Below are 19,608 nucleotides of genomic sequence, written 5' to 3'. Positions count from 1 at the left end.
CCACTCACCACGAAGGGGTACACATGATCCACACGCGCATCAGCGGCAGCGTAGCCGCTGTCGCCCTAGCCGCCCTCGCGCTCACAGGCTGTTCAAGCAGCGACAACAGCGATCTCAACAGCGACGGCGCCGGGCCACTCAACATCGGCGGATTCACCGATGTCACCTCCTGGGATCCCGCGCTCGCCGATATTGGCTTCGACGGGCCGTTCCTGTCGGCCGTCTACGACCCGCTCATTGCGCTCGACGGAGACGGCACCCCCGTTCCAGCGCTCGCGAAAGAGTGGGAAGTATCCGAGGATTTCAAGACGATCACCCTGAAGCTCCGTGACGATGCGGTATTCAGCGACGGAGAAGCCTTCAACAGCGCAGCTGCAGTGAAAGCCCTCGACCACCTGAAATCCGGCGTACGCTCACAAGAGGCGTACCTCAACGTCGAAAGTTTCGAGGCCACCGACGACAGCACGGTCGAGATTCACCTCTCCAAGCGCGACGACACGATCCTGTACTACATGGGACTCGGTCGCAGTTACATGCCAGCGCCAGCGGCGATCGACGCGGGCACCCTCACGAAGGCGCCCGTGGGATCCGGCCCCTACACACTCGACGAGAAAACCTCGGTTGCTGGAGCTGAGTATCATTTCCAGAAAGTCGCAGACCACTGGGCAGCAGATCAGTTCGCCTTCGACCCGCTCACGATCATGCCCATCGATGATCCAACCGCCCGCACGAACGCAATGATTGCCGGTCAGATCAACGTCAACTACGCGGGTCCCGACGATCTCGCCCAGGCCAAGGCCAACAACTGGAATGTTGAGTCAAAAATCGCGGGACGGATCGGCATACAGTTCACCGACCGCACCGGCGCAAGCTTCGCTCCCTTCGGGGACGTGCGGGTGCGACAGGCGCTCAACTACGCGTTTGATTCCGCTGGGCTCATTGACATGCTCGCGCAGGGAAATGGCAAACTTACCAATCAAGTTTTCCCGTCCGGCGGCGAGGGCAATCTCCCCGAGCTCGATCACAAATACGACTACAACATCAAGACCGCAAAAGAGCTAATGGCCGAAGCTGGCTACGCCGATGGCTTTGATATCACTATGCCAATAATGCCCGTGCTTTCGGCATACCAGCCCATCGCAAATCAGGTCTTTGCCGACCTCGGGATCCGGGCGAGCTGGGACGAGATGCAGTACATCGACTACGCCGAAAAAGCACCGACCTACCCAGCGTTTATGGGCATGATCGCGATCGATTCAAACCCCGTCGCGAACGTCGAACGGCAGATCGAAAAGCCGCAGTGGTACAACCTCACCCCAAATGCCGATAAGTTCCCCGAGGTGCAGGCGGCAATCGACGAGGTACACAGCAGTGATCCTGGCCCTGAACAGGTCAAGGCGATCGAGAAACTCAACACGATCGTCACTGATCTCGCCTGGTTCGACGTTTGGTTCCAGTCCGAGAACAGCTACGTGAGCACCCCAAATATCGATGTCACCGCGATCACTGGCATGATGTTTCCTACGCTGAGACAGATTGTCCCGGCCAACCCGTCAAAGTAAGGAAACAGGCAGCGCACTCATGGCTCAGATCGTCGACCACGAGGAGCGCCGCGGTGCAATCATCGCCGCCGCGACCGAACTCATCCTCTCTGGTGGGTTTGGCGCGGCGACGATGCGTACGATCGCCGCCCGGGCAGGCTATGCGAATGGTGCGCTGAAGTATTATTTTCCCGGCGGAAAGAGCGAGATCATCGCCGCCATCTTCACGAACACGCTGCGTGAGATCGAGTCGATGGCCGGCACTCAGAACACGGGAAACACGTCACAGGATCTGCGCCACTATCTCCGCAGTTGGTTCCCACGTTCCGTTGAGGAATTACCGAGCGGGCGGTTGCTGATCGAACTCTGGGGCCACTCTTTGACCGACGAGTCACTGCGGGAGCTCTATTCCGCGCACCTGGCACACTGGGGCGCGCAGATCGCCGCGCAGATCGAGGCCGCTCATGCAGTAGGCGCTGTCTTGGCTGCACCCCCGTTCGAAGACATGGCTTCGGAGTACATCTCCTTCACGATGGGCACCGCGGTGATGAATCTCATGTTTCCAGACGGTTCACATCTCAGCGACATTGAACACTATCTCGACGGGGTGCTGCTTCGACTCGGCACACCCGATGCGTGACTCGTCCCTCTGGCGCTTGCCAGCCAAGATCGTATACGATTTGAACACGACCAGTGAAGCTTGGAGGCCACGTGCTCGATCAGACAACGATTGAATCCATCGCAGACGAATTGGTGCAGGCGGATCGCGACCGCAGCGTCTTGCCCCGGCTGACCACTCGATACCCAGACATGGTGGTCGAAGATTCCTACGCCATTCAGAAGGTGTGGTCCGATCGCAGGATCGCCGCCGGCGCGCGCCTCGTGGGGCACAAGATCGGCCTCACCTCAAAGGTGATGCAGCTCGCAACCGGCATCTCAGAACCTGACTACGGCGTGATCCACGACGACATGGTCTTTGAATCGGGATCCGTGCTGGAGTTTGATCGCTTCTCGAATGTCCGCATCGAGGTCGAGCTCGCGTTTGTGCTGTCCAAGCCGCTCACCGGACCAAACGTCTCGATCTTCGATGTCCTCGACGCGACCGCGTACGTGGTTCCCGCCCTTGAAGTCCTGAACTCGCACCTCGAGATGGAGGGGCGGACCATCGTCGACACGATCAGTGACAATGCCGCGATGGGCGCGATGGTGGTGGGCGGCAGACCCGTCAAGGTCGACGAGACCGATCTCACCTGGGCGTCGGCGCTGCTGTACCGCAACGAGACTATCGAAGACTCAGGCGTCGCCGGGGCGATCCTCGGCCACCCAGCGCTCGGTGTTGCCTGGCTCGCGAACAAGCTCGCGCAGCACGGCCAGACGCTCGAGGCGGGCGAGATCATTCTCGCCGGTTCCTTCACCAAGCCCATGTGGGTCGAACGCGGTGACACGGTGCACGCCGACTACAACGGCCTGGGATCGGTGACATGCCGATTCATCTAAATCTCCCCACCACGCTGCGAGAACGCCTGGCGACCGCGGAGCGTCCCCTCATCGGACTGTGGGCGTGCGCAGGCAGCCCGATCACGGCCGAAATTGTCGCCGGCAGCGGCTGCGACTGGGTACTGCTCGACGCCGAACACTCCCCCAACGGACTCGAGTCTGTGCTCGGGCAGCTCTACGCAATGTCGGCCTACCCGGTGGCGCCGCTCGTGCGGCCACCGTACGGCGACACCGTCACGATCAAGCAGTACCTCGACCTCGGCGCGCAGAATCTCCTCATCCCCATGGTCGATTCGGCCGAGCAGGCCGAGCAGATCGTGCGCGCGGTGCGATACCCGGATGGCGCGGGCGGCGGGGTACGCGGCGTCGGTTCGGCGCTCGCACGCTCGGCACGCTGGAACCGGGTCGACGGCTATCTCGGCCGCGCCAACGAGACGATCAGCCTGACGGTGCAGATCGAATCGGCGGCGGCGGCGGCTGAGGTCGAGCGGATCCTCGCCGTTGACGGCGTCGACGCGATCTTCGTCGGCCCCTCGGATCTTGCCGCGTCGATGGGGTATCTCGGACAGCAGAATCACCCGGAGGTCGTGGCGAGTGTGTTGCACGCGATCACCGCTGCCACCGCAGCGGGCAAACCGGTCGGCGTCAATGCCTTTGTGCCCGCGGACGCGGATCGCTACATCGATGCCGGCGCCAGCTTTGTCGCCGTCGGCGCGGACGTCGCGATCCTCGCCCGGCAGACTGAGGCGCTGGTGGATCGATTCGCTTCCCGGCTAGACGGTGCCGAGGGCTCAGGATCCGAACCCCGCGCGAGCTACTAGGTTTCCGAACCGTAAACCTCTGGCCGCACGATTCGCAACCCTTCAAAGCGATGGAAGTCGCGGTCGAAGGTGGCCACGGGACACGCGAAGGCAAGTGCCACGGCTGCAATGTAGGCATCAGGGATCAGATTGGCCCGGGCATCTGTCACTTCTACTGTCCGGTGAAGCACATCGTGCCCATCCGGCAGACCGGGCGCCCGACGATACGCGGAACTCCTGGTGAGCGCTTCCATAAACGTCAGCGCTTCGCGGGGAGAAGCCGGCCCGTCAAAAATGCGACGGTTGGTCACGACGCGCAAGAAACCGATCCACACGAGGTCTGGAACGATAACTGCCGATTCCGTTTCAAGCAACCGCATGAGCCAGGGCCTGGCCACACCGTGGTGCGAGTGATCTGCACGGAAGGCTGCAACCAAGACGTTGACGTCGAGCACGATCACGAAGCGGCCTCGTGAGCGTCAAGTCCATCGACGGCATCAGCCTCATCGAGCACATCATAGAGATCCCGGTTAGAAGTGGCATCAATGCCAGACTTCACACCACCACCGTGAAACACCGGCAGGTCAACAACCTCAGCGGGGGAACCCTGTGCGGCAATGTATACGCGCAACGCCTCCTCCACATACTCCCCAAGGGTTTCTTGCCTGCGGGCAGCATTTCGTTTCGCCGCCTCCAGCAGGGGCGCTTCGATCCTCAGCGTGGTCCTCATGCATCAATGATACCAAGTACGTGCATCACGAGCATCACCCCGCATTACCGCGCCATGATCGAGAACACGTTGAAGGTCGCCCAGAAGAGCAGCTATGCATCGGCAACCCGCCAACTCAGTACCCTCAAGAGTGTCTGCGAGTCGGCGAGCGCGCCTCACGACTTTGACTTCGCCGAGTTTCTTGCCGAGTTGGTTGAGCAGAACCGGCGGCGACCGGCGTGCCTCCGAGCGTTCAGCGAGCAACGGCTGATTTGAGTAGGTGCCCATGTAAGGGCGCGCCCTAACCGCCAAGACAAGCGCACCCCTTGTCTTGTTTGACCAATGATCGAACAGCTGGAGAATCCCACTGCTCTCACTCGCCCGCGACCGCCCGCTCTCGGAGCGCCGTGACCAGACTGTCCGTGAGTCCCCCGGCTCGCAGCGGTTCGAGGGGGTCCGAATAGCGCGCACCGAGAGTCTCGAGCAGTTCGAGCATCGGTGCGGCGGAGAATTCGGTGCGTGTCGCCGCCCTCGCCGCCGCGTTGAGGTCGATCCCGCGGCGGAGCATGAGCGGCGCAAGCGTCGGGGTGAGGCGTGCCCTGATCGCTGGCGCGTTGGGTGCTGTGCGGAGGTAGTCGGCAACCACCTGCTGCCGATCCGCTCCCAGCACGAGAAGCAGCGCGGCCGCGAGCACGCCCGTGCGATCCTGCCCCGCGGCGCAGTGGAACGCGGTCGCGCCGGGCGCGTGCGCTACGACCGCGAGTGCGGTGACGATCTGCGGCGCAGCGCGCTCAAACATCGACACGTACATCTGTCCATAGCTGCGCTGGTCGAACGGGTCGCCCCCCGCGGGTGCCGCAGCCTCGGCGTCGTGCCCGAGGCTCGCGAGCAACGGAACGTGATGGTAGCTCACGGCCGTCTGCGTGCCCAGCGGGCCGCGGCCGGTCGCCGTCAGTTCCTCAGCGGATCGCAGGTCGATGACCGAGCGCACCCCCTGCGCCACGAGCCCTGTGGCGTAGCTCTCGGGCACGGTCGATAGGTCGTCGGCGCGGATCGCGAATCCCTCGCGCACGCGTCCGCCCGCGACGGGAATCCCGCCGAGGTCGCGCAGGTTGACGGGAGCGGTGAGCATCATATGATTTTCTTTCGGATCAGAGCACTCGCCTGGTCGATCAGGGTGACCAGCACGATAATGCAGATAATGATGGCGCTGAGGTGACCGTAGTCGTACATCCTCATGGCCGTGGTGAGTTCGAGGCCGATGCCACCCGCGCCGACCATGCCCAGAATCGTCGCCCCGCGGACGTTGCCCTCAAACAGCAACAGCGTGTACGACACGAGCAGCGGCGCGGCCTGCGGCAACACCCCGAACTGGGTAACCTGCCGCGGCGACGCACCGACGGCGCGCATCGCGGTCATGGGGCCCGCGTCAACGGACTCCATCGCCTCAGCAAACACCTTGCCGATCGAGCCGATTGAGCCGATCGTCATCGCGAGGATGCCAGCGAACGGCCCGAGCCCCACCGCGGACACAAACATCAGCGCGAACACCAGGTCGGGCAGCGAGCGGATCACGTTCATGATCCAGCGGCACGGAAAGTAGAGCCACTTCGGCGCGAGGTTCGCGGCGGCCCCAAACGCGATGAACAGCGACAGGATCGCCCCGAGCACGGTGCCGACAACCGCCATTTGCACCGTCTCAACGAGAAGAGAGACGATCGTGCCGAGCTTGTCCCACGACGGCGGGAACATTCGCGACACGAAGCCCGCCATGTTGACCGAACCCTCACCGAGTTTCGCGAAGTCAAACTTGGCGCCAATGAAAGACCACACCAGCACCACAACCACCACCGGCAGCCCCAGCATCGCACGGGCGCGGGGCACCCGGAACGCGCGCTCGAGCCGTTCGCGTTCCGCGAGCTGCAGCTGCCCCATTACTGTGCCCCCTCGGTCGCGGGTGCGCCGTCGTAGAGTGGCGCGAGGGCTGCTGCATCGAGACGAGCACTGGGGTCGGCAATGAGGATCTCTCCCCGCCGCAGCCCGACGATCCGGTCAGTGTGCTGCAGCGCCAGCGGGATCACGTGCAAGCTCACCAGCACGGGAATTCCGTCTTCCCGAGCGATCTCGCGCAGCAGTTCCAGCACGGAGTGCGACATTGCCGGATCGAGCGACGCCACAGGTTCATCAGCGAGGATCAGCTTGGGGTTCTGCATCAGCGCGCGTGCGATCGCGACTCGCTGCTGCTGCCCTCCCGAGAGTGACCGTGCAGGATCCTGCGCTTTGTGTGCGATCCCCACCCGGTCAAGCAGGTCGAGTGCCCGCACCCGCTGCTCCCGCGTGAAGCCGCCAACGAGGTTAAGCGGCCCTGAACTGCCGAGCGCCCCGGTCAAGACGTTCGTCAAGACGCTGAGACGCCCGACCAGATTGAACTGTTGAAAGATCTGTCCCACGCCGGACCGCAGCTCGCGCAGCTGCCCGCGCCGCAGGTTCGTGAGGTCGTAGCCGACGACGCGTGCGGCACCACCGCTGATGGGAGCAAAGCCGGTGAGGCTCTTCATGAGGGTCGATTTCCCCGATCCCGAAGCGCCCAGCAGCGCCACCATCTCGCCGGGGAAGAGTTCGAGGCTGACGCCATCGAGGACCGGGGTATTTTTGCCGTAGGCAACCCGCAGATCGCGCACGGATACCAGCGGCAGGCATTCGCGCAACTGGGCGGTGGTCGGCTGGCGCGCATCTGTCTGCGCAGCGACGCCGCCCCTCCCGGGGTGCGTCGTTGCGGCAGTTGTGGTGGTCGGTGTGGTGAGTGACATGCGTGGACTCCGATCCGCTGGGCTGCCGAGTTACTTCAGATCCGAAATGTCGACGCCGGCGATGGCCGCGGTGTCAACAAACGGCTGGAACATTGAGGTGCCGGGCATACTCACTGGCGCGGTGCCCTGCGTCGCCTCCATCATGGTGCCGAGGCGTTTCGCGTTGGCCTCAACAAACACCTGCGGCAGTGCCTCCAGGATCAGGTCGCGGGTCTCCGCGGGGAGATTCTGGTCTGCGAGCACGGCGACGGAGACGGGCATCGACATGCTCTCCCCCAACGAGCGGGTTTCGCCCTTTTCGAAGGGGAAGCTCGGATCGTTTGTCCCGGCACGCTTGGGGAAGATCGTGGAGGTGCAGGCGACGTCAACCTGTCCCTCGCGAAGCGCTGTCAGGCTCATGTCGTGCCCGCCAGAGAACATCGCCGTGTAGTCGGTGTCTTTTGTGAGGCCCGATTCTTGCAGCATCGCGAGCGGCATGAAGTAGCCAGAACTCGATGCGGGATCGGCAAAGGCCACGGTCGTGGCGGGCGAGATGTCCGCGAGGGTGCGCAGCCGCGAGTCGTCCAGCACCAGACAGGTCGATACCGGCTCGCCGTTTCCGGGCCACGCCATAATCGCGTCGACCTCGCCGGTGCTGACGGCGAGCGCCGACGGGAATCCGCTCATGATTCCAACATCGACGTGGTGGTTCCGCAGGGCTTCAACGACGGCGGTGTAGTCGGGCACGTCGACGATCTCCACTTCGCGCCCTGTCGCCTCACTGAGCAGCGCCGCAAACGCCTGGACTGGATTCTCCCCGCTCGGATCGTCTCCCACCGGGGTGGCCGCGAAGGTGATGGGCGCACTCGGGTCGTCGGCTCGCGGGGAGTCCCTGGATCCGGCGCACGAGGTGAGCGCGAGTGTGCTCAGTGCGAGTAGAGCGAGTGCTGAGGCGGCGCGAGTGCGCATCGTTGTTCCTTACTGCGGGGATCCCCCACCGAGACCGACATGTTTCGAACGGTTCTCAGTTCAGCAGGCGAAGGTAGCCGGGGGCGGCGTGCGGGAAACGTCGGGCTGACCGATCATGAATGCCGCGTGAACAGCGTGGGCCCGGACCGGCGCCACCGGATTCACAATTACGACTTCCCAAACCTTCGCGGATCGTATACGATAACAAATATTAAGTGCGCGAGCGGTGCGCACACGAGACGAGCGAGGTTGTTTTGGCTGAAGCGCAGTCCTATGGAATCGATACTCCCGGCAAGATCATTGCCGTTCATCTCAATTACCCCTCGCGCATCGCGCAGCGCGGCCGGGTCCCCGCACAACCCTCCTACTTCCTGAAGCCCGCGTCCTCGCTTGCGGCCACCGGCGGCACCGTCGAGCGCCCCGCGGGCACCGAGTTGCTGGCCTTTGAGGGTGAAATCGCCCTCGTGATCGGCACCCCCGCCCGCCACGTCTCTCCCGAGGAGGGCTGGGCTCACGTCGCCAAGGTCACCGCAGCGAACGACCTCGGCCTCTACGACCTGCGCGCCGCAGACAAGGGATCCAACCTCCGCAACAAGGGCGGCGACGGCTACACTCCGATCGGCCCGGTCGCGATCCCGACCACCGGGATCGGCGAGGGCGACTGGCGGGTCCGCACCTGGGTCAACGGTGAGCTGGTGCAGGATGACACGAGCGACACCCTCAAGTTCACCTTCGGTCGCCTCGTCGCAGACCTGTCACAGCACATGACACTCGAGACCGGCGATGTGATTCTCACCGGCACTCCGGCCGGCTCATCGGTGCTCATCCCGGGTGACGTCGTTGAGGTCGAGGTTGACGCCCCCGGAGCACCCGGCGCACCCACCACGGGCCGCCTCGTCACCACGGTCACGCAGGGCACGATCCCCTTCGGTGATTTCGGATCGAAACCACAGGTCGACGATCTCCAGCGCATCGAAGCGTGGGGTAGCGAGGAAGAGCACGCGGCGGCCGTGAAGGCTGGGCGCGCCACCCCGCTCGATGCCCCGACCGCTGCATCCCCCCTCACCGACGCGATCCGCGAACAGCTCAAGGGTGTCGCCGTCGCAACCGTCTCGGCGGCCCTGCGCAAGCGCGGCTACGTCGACATCTTCATTGATGGCGTACACCCCAATCACGAGGGCGACACGATCCTCGGCACCGCCAAGACCCTCCGCTTCGTGCCATTCCGCCCCGACCTTTTCAAGAAACATGGCGGCGGATTCAACGCCCAAAAGCGCGCCTTTGACACGGTGAACCCCGGCGAGGTGCTCGTGGTTGAGGCCCGCGGGGTGCGCGAAACCGGCACGGTCGGCGATGTCCTCGCGCTGCGCGCCCAGGTTCGCGGGGCCGCGGGGATCGTCACCGACGGGGGTGTCCGCGACTACGCGGCGGTCGAGGAATTCAACATTCCGGTGTTCTCACAGGGTGCACACCCGAGTGTGCTCGGTCGCCGCCACGTGCCGTGGGAGACCGACGTCACCATCGCCTGCGGCGGCGCAGCCGTGCAACCGGGAGACATCATCATGGGCGACCGCGACGGGGTGATTGTGATCCCGCCGTTCCTGCTCGAGGAAGTCGCCGCGGAAGCCGCCGCGCAAGAAAAGGCGGACGCGTGGGTCGCAGACCAGGTGGCGAAGGGCGCCGCCGTCGATGGCCTCTTTCCCATGAACGCCGAGTGGCGCGCAAAGTACGAGGCCGAAACGGGCGACAAGGCCTAAGCCATGTATGCCGAGTCAAAGTCTGAGCGCGCCTACCGCCTGATCCGGGATCGGATCGACGGCGGGCAATACGTGCCGGGTTACCGCCTGGTGCTTGCACCGATCGCGAACGAGCTGGGCATGTCCGTCGTGCCCGTGCGCGAGGCGATCCGCCGCCTTGAGGCGGAGCAGCTCGTCACCTTCGAACGGAATGTCGGCGCGCAGGTTGCGCTCATCAAGGAGACCGAGTACCTGCACACCATGCAGACGTTGGCGCTCGTGGAGGGTGCGGCTACCGCGCTCGCGGCCCCGGGGATCACCGCCGACCAGATCGCGCGCGCCCGCGACATCAACCAGACGATGCGCGAGACCCTCAACGCCTTCGATCCGCAGCGCTTCACCAACCTCAACCTTGAGTTTCACAGCGTACTGTTCGAGAGCTGCCCCAACCCGCACATCCTGGAGCTGGTGTACCGCGGTTGGAACCGCATGAAGGTGCTGCGCAACTCGTCCTTCAGCTTCGTGCCTGGCCGCGCGCAAGAATCGGTCGAGGAACACGAACGGCTCCTGCAGCTCATTGAGGGCCACGCCCCGATCCTCGAGATCGAGATGGCGGCCCGCGCCCACCGCACCGCAACCCTTGATGCCGTGCTTGCCCACTCAGATGAGCAGCGTCACGCTGATCAGATCCAACACGCTGCGCCAGCAGCCTGAACCCACCAGACCACACACAACCATCCACACGGAGGAGACACACGATGACCTACCAGAAACCGGCAGACCTGCCAGAGAAGATCCAGCTGTTCATCGACGGCGAATTCGTGGACGCCGAGGGCGGCGCACAGTTCGACGTCATCGAGCCCGTCTCAAACGAGGTATACACGAAGGCCGCATCCGCGAGCAAGGCCGACGTTGACCGCGCTGTGGCGGCCGCGAAACGCGCCTTCGATGAGGGGCCGTGGCCAAAGATGCTCCCCCGCGAGCGTTCGCGGATCCTGCACAAGGTCGCCGACATTGTCGAATCACGCGACGATCGCCTCGCCCTGATCGAGAGCTGGGATTCGGGCCTCCCGATCACCCAGGCCAAGGGCCAGGCGCGCCGCGCCGCCGAGAATTTCCGCTTCTTCGCCGACCTGATCGTTGCCGAACACGACAACGTCACCAAGGTCCCTGGCCGCCAGATCAACTACGTCAACCGCAAGCCGAAGGGTGTCGCCGGCCTCATTACACCGTGGAACGTGCCGTTCATGCAGGAGTCGTGGAAGCTCGCACCGGCGCTCGCGACCGGCAACACCGTGGTGCTGAAGCCCGCGAGCTACACGCCGCTCTCAGCAGCGCTGTGGCCGGAAATTTTCCGTGAGGCTGGCGTACCCGACGGCGTCTTTAACCTGATCCTCGGTTCCGGCGGCGTCGCGGGCGATGCGCTCGTGAAGCACCCCGATGTGCCGCTCATCTCGTTTACCGGCGATAGCTCGACCGGCGCGATGATCTCGACCAACGCGGCTCCCTTCTTGAAGGGCCTCTCGCTTGAGCTCGGCGGCAAGAGCCCGTCCGTCGTCTTCGCCGATGCGGATCTCGAGGAGGCGCTCGATGCGACCGTCTTCAGCGTCTTCAGCCTGAACGGTGAGCGCTGCACTGCCGGTAGCCGCGTGCTCGTCGAGCGCTCAATCTACGACGACTTCGTTGCCCGCTACGCCGAGCGCGCGAAGAACATCGTGATCGGTCTGCCCTCGGATCCCGCCACCGAGGTCGGCGCACTCGTACACCCGAGCCACTTCGAGAAGGTCATGAGCTACGTCGAGATCGGCAAGAGCGAGGGTCGTCTCGTCGCCGGCGGCGGCCGCCCCGAAGGGTTCCCCGAGGGCAACTACGTCGCACCGACCGTCTTTGCAGATGTGAAGCCCGAGGCCCGGATCTTCCAGGAGGAAATCTTCGGCCCGGTCGTCGCGATCACTCCCTTCGACACAGACGAAGAGGCACTGCAGCTCGCCAACGACACCAAGTACGGCCTCGCAGCCTACGTTTGGACCTCAAATCTGAAGCGTGCTCACAACTTCGCTCACGGCATCGAGTCAGGCATGGTGTGGCTGAACTCGAACAATGTGCGCGATCTCCGGACTCCGTTCGGCGGCGTCAAGGCCTCGGGCCTCGGACGCGAAGGCGGATACCGCTCGGTCGACTTCTACACCACGGCACAGTCGATCCAGATCACTCTCAACGAGGCGCACAGCCCGCGCTTCGGTGCAGGCAAGTAGCGGGCATCATCCCGCTATCCTGCGGAGTTCTTCCCCGCGAAGCGCGCCGCAGGATCCCCACACCATCTCTCAGATGTGCAGTAATGAACAAGGAAGGACCGAAATATGTCTGAACTCAAGGGTCGCGAAAAGACCTCCTCAGGCTTCTACGTCACCAAGGAAGCCCCGATCAGCACTGACAATCCCATCAAGACGCCATCGGTGCCAGCGCCAGACATCCTGCGCTGCGCCTACATGGAGCTCGTGGTCACCGACCTCGCAAAGTCGCGCGAGTTCTACGTTGACGTGCTCGGCCTGACGGTCACCGCAGAAGACGACAACGTCATCTACCTGCGCTCCCTCGAGGAGTTCATCCACCACAACCTCGTGCTCCGCAAGGGCCCGGTTGCCGCCGTTGCTGCGTTCTCCTACCGCGTGCGCACCCCCGAAGACATCGATAAGGCTGTCGCGTTCTACACCGAACTCGGCTGCCGCGTCGAGCGCCGTAAAGAAGGCTTCGTCAAGGGCATCGGTGACTCGGTACGCGTTGAGGATCCCCTCGGCTTCCCCTTCGAGTTCTTCTACGAGGTTGAGCACGTCGAGCGGCTCGCATGGCGCTACGACCTCTACACCCCGGGTGCGCTCGTGCGTCTCGACCACTTCAACCAGGTCACCCCCGACGTGCCACGCGCCGTCCGCCACTACCAGGATCTCGGCTTCCGCGTCACCGAAGATATCCAGGACGAAGAGGGCACCGTCTACGCCGCCTGGCTGCGTGCCAAGCCGACCGTGCACGACACCGCTGCGACCGGCGGCGACGGCCCCCGCATGCACCACGTCGCGTTCTCCACGCACGAGAAGCACAACATTCTCGCAATCTGCGACAAGATGGGCGCGCTGCGCATCTCGGACCGGATCGAGCGCGGCCCCGGCCGCCACGGCGTTTCCAACGCGTTCTACCTCTACCTGCGCGATCCTGACGGCCACCGCGTCGAGATCTACACCCAGGATTACTACACCGGCGATCCCGACAACCCGGTGGTCACCTGGGATGTGCACGACAACCAGCGCCGCGACTGGTGGGGCAACCCGGTTGTGCCGTCGTGGTACACCGATGCGTCCCGCGTGCTCGACCTCGACGGCAACCTGCAGCCGATCGTCGCACGCACGGACGCCTCGGAGATGGCCGTGACCATCGGCGCCGACGGCTTCTCGTACACCCGTGGCGAGGACGGCGACAAGGGCTTCAAGCTCGGCAACACGCTGTAAGTCGGAGGACCCTACCGCCGATTGAGCGAACCGTAGGACCCCGCCGCCGATTGAGCGCGCAGAATACTCAGAGAAGAAAGCATCGCTTTCTTCCGTATTTTGCGCTGGCGCCACTGCGCCAGGTGAGTCGAAATCAAGGAAACACTCTCTTGGTTTCGACTCACTACGTTCGCTCAACCGACGGTAGTGCGTCGGCGGTAGGCTTGCGCTCAATGATCGCATCAGCTCCGGCGATCCCCGTCGACGCGCTCGGATCCCGGATCCACCCCCACCACGGCATCTTCGCCCCGGTGCGTGGCGAAGACCTTGAGCTCGTGGCACGCGCAGAGTTTCCGGGTGGCGCGGGGTGGATCATGCTCGCTGACCTCGCCGAGCGCCTGGGGCCGCGCAGTCGCCGCGAGCTGCTTACGTGGATCGCCGACTCGACGGCGTAGGGATCAAAGTGCGCGAGCGCGTCGTAGAGATCTAGGGCTTGAGTGACCTTACGTCCCTGAGTTGACCGGATTCGTACCCTTAGCTTCACCCCAACTTCGAATGACGACAACGATGCGATGCGCCGCGGAAGTGCCAGGATATGTGAAGTGAACTTACGGCGCAGCACACTAGGAACCGCCGAGGTTGCGTGACAGCGTCAATGCTCCCTTCCGCACGAGGCTCCCGAGCGCTTCAATCTTGTCACCAATTCGCTTCTTCGGCCCGCTGACGTTAAGGGCGGCGATGATGCGTCCCGTGTGATCAATCACCGGGGCAGAGACCCCCACCACCCCCTCCTCGAGATCCTCATCGAGTATCGAATACCCGACGGAACGAATGCGCTCAATCTCAGCAAGCAACTCATTGAAGTTGCGAACTTTTCCCTGAGTGTTGGGTACTTGGTCACGCAAGGAGAACGGGTTTGGTTCTCGACCAAACATTTCACCTTCAATAATCGTTGAGTCATGCCCCTCTCCTCGTACCACTGCCGCAAGGACTCTTCATCCCAATCGCTGAGCAACACCCACCCCGAGGAGGAGCGCCACGCCGCAGTGCGCACCCCTTGCCACCCTGCAGAACGAAGCTCATGAGGACTCACCTCACTGGCGAGGGTCAGGACGTTGCCGTGCATCAGCACACACAGGTGAGCCGTCTCACGAGTTGCGGCGACGAGACCCCGCAGCACGGGCTGACCACTCTGCACGAGTTCTGATTCAGCGCTCCGTGCCGCGAGCGCAAAGACGCGAGGCCCCACTCGGTAGCGCTGGGTCTCCGGATCCCGAGCGGCAAGTCCCGTCGCGGCAAGGGTGGCGAGCGCGCGTGAAATCACCGTTTTGCTTCGCCCCGAGAGCTTCGCGAGTTCTGTCACACCATAGCCACCGTTGCGCGTTGCGGCATCGCTCGCGAGCATCTCCAGGAGGCGAATATCTCTCCCCAAGCCGGTCGAGTTGACTCTGTCATCGTCACCCAGCTCATTGCTTTCTAGTTCCGCGCCCCGCCCACGAGAACTGCGCTTCGTGGTGGCTTGCGATCCGCTGGTGCGTGCCATGCGCCCCTCCATCTCAGCTAGGTCAGATCATTAGCGTGTCATTGAGTTCCGTTATTCGCAACTTGACTTGCAGATTACGGAACCCATACATAAGTTTATGCCAGCCAGCGCTGCAACAGGGCCGCGCGATCGGCGTCGAAGAAAAGGGGTCCAAAGATGGATAACGTGCAGCTCGGAGAGAGCTTCGTCGGTGAGGGCGTAAATGCCGCTCACGTAAACACTGTGCTTGGCCACCGCGACGGCCCCGCAGGTACCGCATGGGCGACCTCACTTGGTAGTCCGAGCGAAGGCTTTGTACCATTCGTAGCCGTACTCAAGCCATCATTGCCAGTCAAACCCATGACTCTCTTCGTGCAAAAGGCTGCCGCCGGAAGCGACTTCCACAGCACCGCAACCTGGGGGGCCGCACAGGCCGGCATCGCCGCCGGAGTCGCTGACGCCGTCGCTGAAGGCGTCATTCCCGAGTCTTGCACCGAAACACACGCACTCATCGCGGCGGTCTGGGTGAACCCTGAAACCAATGATCTGGACGCGGTCTACCGCAACAACAGAGAGGCCGTACGTCGCGCACTTGAACTGGGCGCTGCCAACGGGCCGTCACTTGAAGACGTCATCGCCGCCCGCAACTCCCCCAGCAACCCCTTCTACACCCCGAGCCAGAAAGTCGCCGCAGATGTCGCACGCTAACCCCACCCGTACGCCCGAAAACACCGTCGTCGGTTTCATTGGCCTGGGCCACATGGGTTCCGGCATGAGCCGCAACCTGCAGGAAGCCGGCTTCAAACTCGTCGTCACCGACCTGCGCCGCGAGGCCGCTTCCGAACTGCTTGCCAACGGCGCCGAGTGGGCCGACTCCGCCGCAGAACTCGCACTCCGTGCCGATGTTGTCATCACGATGCTCCCCACGCCCCGCATCGTCTCAGCGCTGCTGCAGGGCGAACAGGGCCTGCTCGCCGGACTCTCCGAGGGGAAGACCTGGATCGACATGTCAACGTCGGTCCCCGAGGTCGCCGACGGGGTGCGCGCAGAAGCGAACGCTCGCGGCATCCGCATTATCGACGCACCGGTCAGCGGTATGTCGGTCGGCGCAGCAAACGGCATGCTACAAATCTTCGTTGGCGCTGATCCCGAACTTCATGCCGAGCACCTTCCCGTCTTTGAAGCGATGGGCGACCCCGAGCGCATCATCAACGTCGGTGGACACGGTGCCGGCTACGCCGTGAAGCTTATGATCAACCAGCTTTGGTTCTCGCACCTCGTCGCAACCGCCGAGGTCCTCGCAATCGGCACCGCAGCCGGAGTTGATCTCGACGTATTGCGCCGCTCACTCATCGCGAGCCCAGCCAACAGCAACTTCCTCGAGAACGATGTACTCTCGATCCTTCGTGACGGTGACTACGACGAGGGATTCGCCATCGCGCTTGCCTGCAAAGATCTTGGACTTTCCATCGACCTCGCCCGTGCGGTCGGCATGCCCAGCGAAGTGTCGGCGCTCGTGGAGCAGGTCTTCCGCCGCGCTCGCCGCAGCTACGGTGACAGCGCTGGCGAGATGACCCCCTTCAAACTGTACGAAGATTTGCTGGGTGGACCACTCCGCCTCGCCCCGACCGCAGGAGGTAACGCATGAACGCGCTCCCAGAGAAGACCCCGACTGGACTCTTTATCGGCGGCGAGTGGTGTGACGCTGAGTGCGGCGCAACCCTCGCCGTAACAAACCCAGCAACAGGCGGCGTGCTCGCCCACGTTGCGAGCGCCTCGGTCGCCGACGGCAAGACCGCGCTCGACGCCGCAGTTGCAGCACAAAAGTCTTGGGCAGCTACGGCGCCTCGGGAACGCGGCGAGATCTTGCGCCGCGCCTTTGAACTCACGATCCAGCACCGTGAAGAGCTCGCCCGTATCATCACTCTCGAGATGGGCAAGCCACTTGCTGAGTCACGCGGCGAGGTCAACTACGGCGCCGAATTTTTGCGCTGGTTCTCGGAAGAAGCTGTCCGTATTGACGGGCGCTACTCCATGTCACCAGACGGCGGCAACCGCCTGCTCGTGCTCCACCGCCCAGTTGGCCCGAGCCTGTTCATCACCCCGTGGAACTTCCCGCTCGCAATGGCAACGCGCAAAATTGCACCTGCCCTCGCTGCGGGCTGTACAAGCGTGTTGAAGCCTGCAGCGCAGACCCCGCTGACGGCCTTGTACTTTGCAGCACTCCTCGTGCAAGCCGGTGTGCCGGCCGGTGTTGTGAACGTCATTCCCACAGCTACCGCTGGAGCCGTTATCTCACCACTCACAACCGACCCGAGATTGCGCAAGATCTCTTTCACCGGTTCGACGGAGGTCGGCAAGCGTCTCATCCGAGACTCGGCGGAGCAGGTGCTGAAGGTGTCGATGGAGCTTGGCGGCAATGCCCCGTTCATTGTCTTCGAAGACGCCGATATTGATGCTGCCGTTGAGGGTGCCCTCGTCGCCAAGCTGCGCAATGGTGGCGAGGCGTGTGTCGCGGCAAACCGTTTCCTTGTGCACGAGTCTGTCGCCGAAGAATTCACCAGCAAACTCGCCGCACGAATGGCGGGTTACGTGCAGGGGCCGGGCATGGCCGACGGCGTAACCATCGGACCGCTTATCGACGAGGCGACCCGCAACAAGGTGAGCTCGCTCGTGGCGTCCGCTGTGGCAGAAGGGGCAACTGTAAAGATCGGCGGCGAGATCCCCGCCGGTGACGGCTTCTTCTACCCGCCGACCGTGCTCACCTCGGTCCCGCACGGAGCCGAGATCTTGAACGAAGAGATCTTCGGCCCCGTCGCACCAATCGTCGTGTTTGCGGACGAGACGGAGGCCATTGAGCTCGCGAACGCAAGTGAGTACGGACTCGTTAGTTTTGTGTACACCCAGGATCTCAACCGCTCGCTGCGCCTCGCGGAACAGCTAGAAAGCGGCATGATCGGCGTCAACACTGGTCTTGTATCGAATCCGGCAGCTCCGTTCGGCGGTATCAAGCAATCGGGACTCGGCCGCGAAGGCGGCGCCGAGGGCATCCACGAGTTCTTGGAGACCGTCTACGTAGGAATCTCCAATCCGCTCGCCTCACAATAACCCCGTCAACGAAGACATAAGGACACGCAATGACCGAAACGCACACCGCTCAACGGGATGTAGCCGACTTTGACGAGATCCCGCTCAACAAGTTCCACGTTCGCATCACCGCACTGACTTTCGGTGCGCACTTTAACGACGGCTTCGCAGTCGGCATCATCGGCATGGCCATCGTACTTATCGGGCAACGCGGTGCCATGGACCTGAACGCCTGGTGGACCGGTGCGCTCGGCGCCGGGGCCCTCTTTGGCCTATTCGCGGGCGCGCTGCTGTTTGGTTCGGTTGCCGACAAGTTAGGCCGCCAGAAGATCTTCGCGATCAGCTTCATAGTGATCACCGTCGCAACCTTCGCGCAGTTCTGGGTGCAAGAACCCTGGCAACTGCTGATGCTCCGTGTGACCCTCGGACTCGGGATCGGTGGCGACTATGCTGTCGGTCACGCCATGCTCGCCGAAGTGCTGCCACAGCGACGGCGCGGTGAGATTCTCGGATCATTCTCCGTAATCTGGACATTTGGCTATGTGCTCGCAACGCTCATCGGAGTCTTTTTCATGCAATCGGGAATCGAAGACGCCTGGCGCTGGATGCTTATCGCCCCGGCTTCATCGCCGTCATTGTTCTCGTTGCTCGTCTCGGCACCCCCGAGTCACCACGCTGGCTGCTGCGCATGGGTCGCGAGAAAGAAGCACGTGCGATCCTCGATAAGCACTTCGGCACGCATGTGGTGCTGAAACCAGAGCCCGTTATTGAGGGTGAACTGAGCGGATTCCGCGGCCTGTTCAGCAAGCTCTACATACGGCGAACGATCTTTAACTGCGTGTTCTTCGCTTGCATCGTGATGCCCTACTTTGCGATTTACACTTTCCTACCGAGCATTCTTTCGAACATGGGCTTGTCGGATCTTGCCGATAGTGGCAGCGGGTACGCCGTTGAAATCTACCTCAATGTGTTTCTTCTTGCAGGAGCGCTGGCTGGAATATGGGCGACCGCAAAATTCTCCCGCCGTGGTTTTTTGATCTCCGGGTTCATTGTGCTCACCGTCTCACTGACCGCACTTGCGCTGGTGCCGACAACCGGGACCATCATCTCGGTTGTGATCTTCGCAGTCTTCACCTTCTCCCTTTCAGCGATCAGCAATCTCGTCGGGGTGTTCCCTGCCGAGAGCTTCCCAACCCCGGTGCGATCATCGGGCATCGGGTTTGCGACAGCGATCAGCCGACTCGGTTCTGTTGTCAGCACATTCTTGTTGCCTGTCTTGATGGCCTCACTCGGGGTCGCACCAACGATCCTCATTCTCGCCGGTGTACTGGCAGTCGGCCTCATCGTGTCTGTGCTGTGGGCGCCTGAGACGAAGCATAAGACGCTCACCGAGTCTGGCTTGATTACGCTGCCGGATCGCGTTCACTAGTCGGGATGTGGATAGTCCGCGATGAGAGGCCTCGTGCCATCACACCG

General features: G+C 63.0%; 20 protein-coding genes and 2 pseudogenes. 14 read left to right on the top strand and 8 right to left on the bottom strand.

Features of this window, described 5'->3' with window-relative positions; translation table 11 throughout:
- Positions 1-23 precede the first annotated feature (23 nt).
- From G7067_RS06790 to G7067_RS06775, 4 genes are all read left to right on the top strand, one after another.
- Positions 24-1,562, top strand: a complete 1,539-nt coding sequence (locus tag G7067_RS06790; RefSeq protein ID WP_205881084.1) for an ABC transporter substrate-binding protein — start codon at positions 24-26, stop codon at positions 1,560-1,562.
- Between the two features lie 19 nt (positions 1,563-1,581).
- Entirely contained in the window at positions 1,582-2,181 is a 600-nt protein-coding gene (locus tag G7067_RS06785) for a TetR/AcrR family transcriptional regulator (RefSeq protein ID WP_166322977.1), read from the top strand.
- A gap of 71 nt (positions 2,182-2,252) precedes the next feature.
- Entirely contained in the window at positions 2,253-3,038 is a 786-nt protein-coding gene (locus tag G7067_RS06780; protein ID WP_166322975.1) for a fumarylacetoacetate hydrolase family protein, read from the top strand.
- Positions 3,023-3,859: an HpcH/HpaI aldolase family protein gene (locus G7067_RS06775; RefSeq protein WP_166322973.1), complete on the top strand. Its 837-nt coding sequence runs from the start codon at positions 3,023-3,025 to the stop codon at positions 3,857-3,859. Before G7067_RS06780 ends, G7067_RS06775 begins: the two co-directional genes overlap by 16 nt.
- On the opposite strand, the gene G7067_RS06770 is transcribed toward G7067_RS06775, so the two are convergent.
- Both G7067_RS06770 and G7067_RS06765 read right to left on the bottom strand, forming a co-directional pair.
- Positions 3,856-4,299 (bottom strand): TA system VapC family ribonuclease toxin, encoded by a 444-nt coding sequence (locus G7067_RS06770; protein ID WP_166322971.1) that lies wholly within the window; start codon positions 4,297-4,299, stop codon positions 3,856-3,858. The two genes, G7067_RS06775 and G7067_RS06770, sit on opposite strands and share 4 nt — an antisense overlap.
- A complete protein-coding gene (locus tag G7067_RS06765) occupies positions 4,296-4,568 on the bottom strand; it encodes an antitoxin (RefSeq protein WP_166322969.1) in 273 nt (90 codons plus the stop codon). Before G7067_RS06765 ends, G7067_RS06770 begins: the two co-directional genes overlap by 4 nt.
- Before the next feature lie 54 nt (positions 4,569-4,622).
- On the opposite strand from G7067_RS06765, the gene G7067_RS06760 reads away from it, so the two are divergent.
- A complete protein-coding gene (locus tag G7067_RS06760; protein ID WP_166322967.1) occupies positions 4,623-4,823 on the top strand; it encodes a hypothetical protein in 201 nt (66 codons plus the stop codon).
- Positions 4,824-4,920: 97 nt separating this feature from the next.
- On the opposite strand, the gene G7067_RS06755 is transcribed toward G7067_RS06760, so the two are convergent.
- The 4 genes from G7067_RS06755 to G7067_RS06740 are packed head-to-tail and all read right to left on the bottom strand — an operon-like array spanning position 4,921 to position 8,305.
- On the bottom strand, positions 4,921-5,682 hold the full coding sequence (locus G7067_RS06755) for a tyrosine-protein phosphatase (protein ID WP_166322965.1): 762 nt from the start codon (positions 5,680-5,682) through the stop codon (positions 4,921-4,923).
- A complete protein-coding gene (gene phnE / locus G7067_RS06750; protein WP_166322963.1) occupies positions 5,679-6,482 on the bottom strand; it encodes a phosphonate ABC transporter, permease protein PhnE in 804 nt (267 codons plus the stop codon). Before phnE ends, G7067_RS06755 begins: the two co-directional genes overlap by 4 nt.
- A complete protein-coding gene (gene phnC / locus G7067_RS06745; RefSeq protein WP_166322961.1) occupies positions 6,482-7,357 on the bottom strand; it encodes a phosphonate ABC transporter ATP-binding protein in 876 nt (291 codons plus the stop codon). Before phnC ends, phnE begins: the two co-directional genes overlap by 1 nt.
- A gap of 30 nt (positions 7,358-7,387) precedes the next feature.
- Positions 7,388-8,305 carry a phosphate/phosphite/phosphonate ABC transporter substrate-binding protein gene (locus G7067_RS06740; RefSeq protein WP_166322959.1) on the bottom strand — a complete coding sequence of 306 codons (918 nt, stop codon included), beginning with the start codon at positions 8,303-8,305 and terminating at the stop codon, positions 7,388-7,390.
- 254 nt (positions 8,306-8,559) lie between these two features.
- On the opposite strand from G7067_RS06740, the gene G7067_RS06735 reads away from it, so the two are divergent.
- The 5 genes from G7067_RS06735 (at position 8,560) to G7067_RS06715 (ending at position 13,978) form a co-directional block, all read left to right on the top strand.
- Complete coding sequence (locus G7067_RS06735) at positions 8,560-10,062, top strand: fumarylacetoacetate hydrolase family protein (RefSeq protein ID WP_166325881.1); 1,503 nt, start codon at positions 8,560-8,562, stop codon at positions 10,060-10,062.
- A 3-nt stretch (positions 10,063-10,065) separates the two neighbouring features.
- Positions 10,066-10,755 carry a GntR family transcriptional regulator gene (locus G7067_RS06730; protein WP_166322958.1) on the top strand — a complete coding sequence of 230 codons (690 nt, stop codon included), beginning with the start codon at positions 10,066-10,068 and terminating at the stop codon, positions 10,753-10,755.
- A 44-nt stretch (positions 10,756-10,799) separates the two neighbouring features.
- Positions 10,800-12,296: a 5-carboxymethyl-2-hydroxymuconate semialdehyde dehydrogenase gene (gene hpaE / locus G7067_RS06725; RefSeq protein ID WP_166322956.1), complete on the top strand. Its 1,497-nt coding sequence runs from the start codon at positions 10,800-10,802 to the stop codon at positions 12,294-12,296.
- Positions 12,297-12,401: 105 nt separating this feature from the next.
- Positions 12,402-13,544, top strand: coding sequence for a 3,4-dihydroxyphenylacetate 2,3-dioxygenase (gene hpaD / locus G7067_RS06720; RefSeq protein ID WP_166322954.1), 1,143 nt, complete (start codon positions 12,402-12,404; stop codon positions 13,542-13,544).
- 212 nt (positions 13,545-13,756) lie between these two features.
- Complete coding sequence (locus tag G7067_RS06715) at positions 13,757-13,978, top strand: hypothetical protein (protein ID WP_166321096.1); 222 nt, start codon at positions 13,757-13,759, stop codon at positions 13,976-13,978.
- 168 nt (positions 13,979-14,146) lie between these two features.
- Here G7067_RS06715 and G7067_RS14230 read toward each other — a convergent pair whose 3' ends face one another.
- On the bottom strand, positions 14,147-14,458 hold the full coding sequence (locus G7067_RS14230) for an IclR family transcriptional regulator domain-containing protein (RefSeq protein WP_244300985.1): 312 nt from the start codon (positions 14,456-14,458) through the stop codon (positions 14,147-14,149).
- Between the two features lie 77 nt (positions 14,459-14,535).
- Positions 14,536-14,928 (bottom strand): annotated as a pseudogene (locus G7067_RS15205) (helix-turn-helix domain-containing protein); the annotation flags it as partial.
- Between the two features lie 294 nt (positions 14,929-15,222).
- Between G7067_RS15205 and fae the strand changes: the two are divergent.
- The 4 genes and pseudogenes from fae to G7067_RS15200 all read left to right on the top strand — a co-directional run bounded on the left by fae (position 15,223) and on the right by G7067_RS15200 (position 19,561).
- The gene (gene fae, locus G7067_RS06705; RefSeq protein ID WP_166322952.1) at positions 15,223-15,753 is read left to right on the top strand and encodes a formaldehyde-activating enzyme; all 531 of its coding nucleotides are present in this window, start codon (positions 15,223-15,225) and stop codon (positions 15,751-15,753) included.
- Positions 15,740-16,693, top strand: coding sequence for an NAD(P)-dependent oxidoreductase (locus tag G7067_RS06700; protein ID WP_166322950.1), 954 nt, complete (start codon positions 15,740-15,742; stop codon positions 16,691-16,693). Before fae ends, G7067_RS06700 begins: the two co-directional genes overlap by 14 nt.
- Entirely contained in the window at positions 16,690-18,153 is a 1,464-nt protein-coding gene (locus G7067_RS06695; protein WP_166322948.1) for an NAD-dependent succinate-semialdehyde dehydrogenase, read from the top strand. The genes G7067_RS06700 and G7067_RS06695 overlap by 4 nt, the downstream gene beginning before the upstream one ends.
- A 29-nt stretch (positions 18,154-18,182) precedes the next feature.
- Positions 18,183-19,561: pseudogene (locus G7067_RS15200) on the top strand (MFS transporter).
- Positions 19,562-19,608: the final 47 nt, after the last annotated feature.

The organism is Leucobacter insecticola, assembly GCF_011382965.1.
GTDB classification, from domain to species: domain Bacteria; phylum Actinomycetota; class Actinomycetes; order Actinomycetales; family Microbacteriaceae; genus Leucobacter; species Leucobacter insecticola.
The sequence above is the reverse complement of the archived record's forward strand: the minus strand, read 5'-3'. Positions and strand labels throughout refer to the sequence as shown.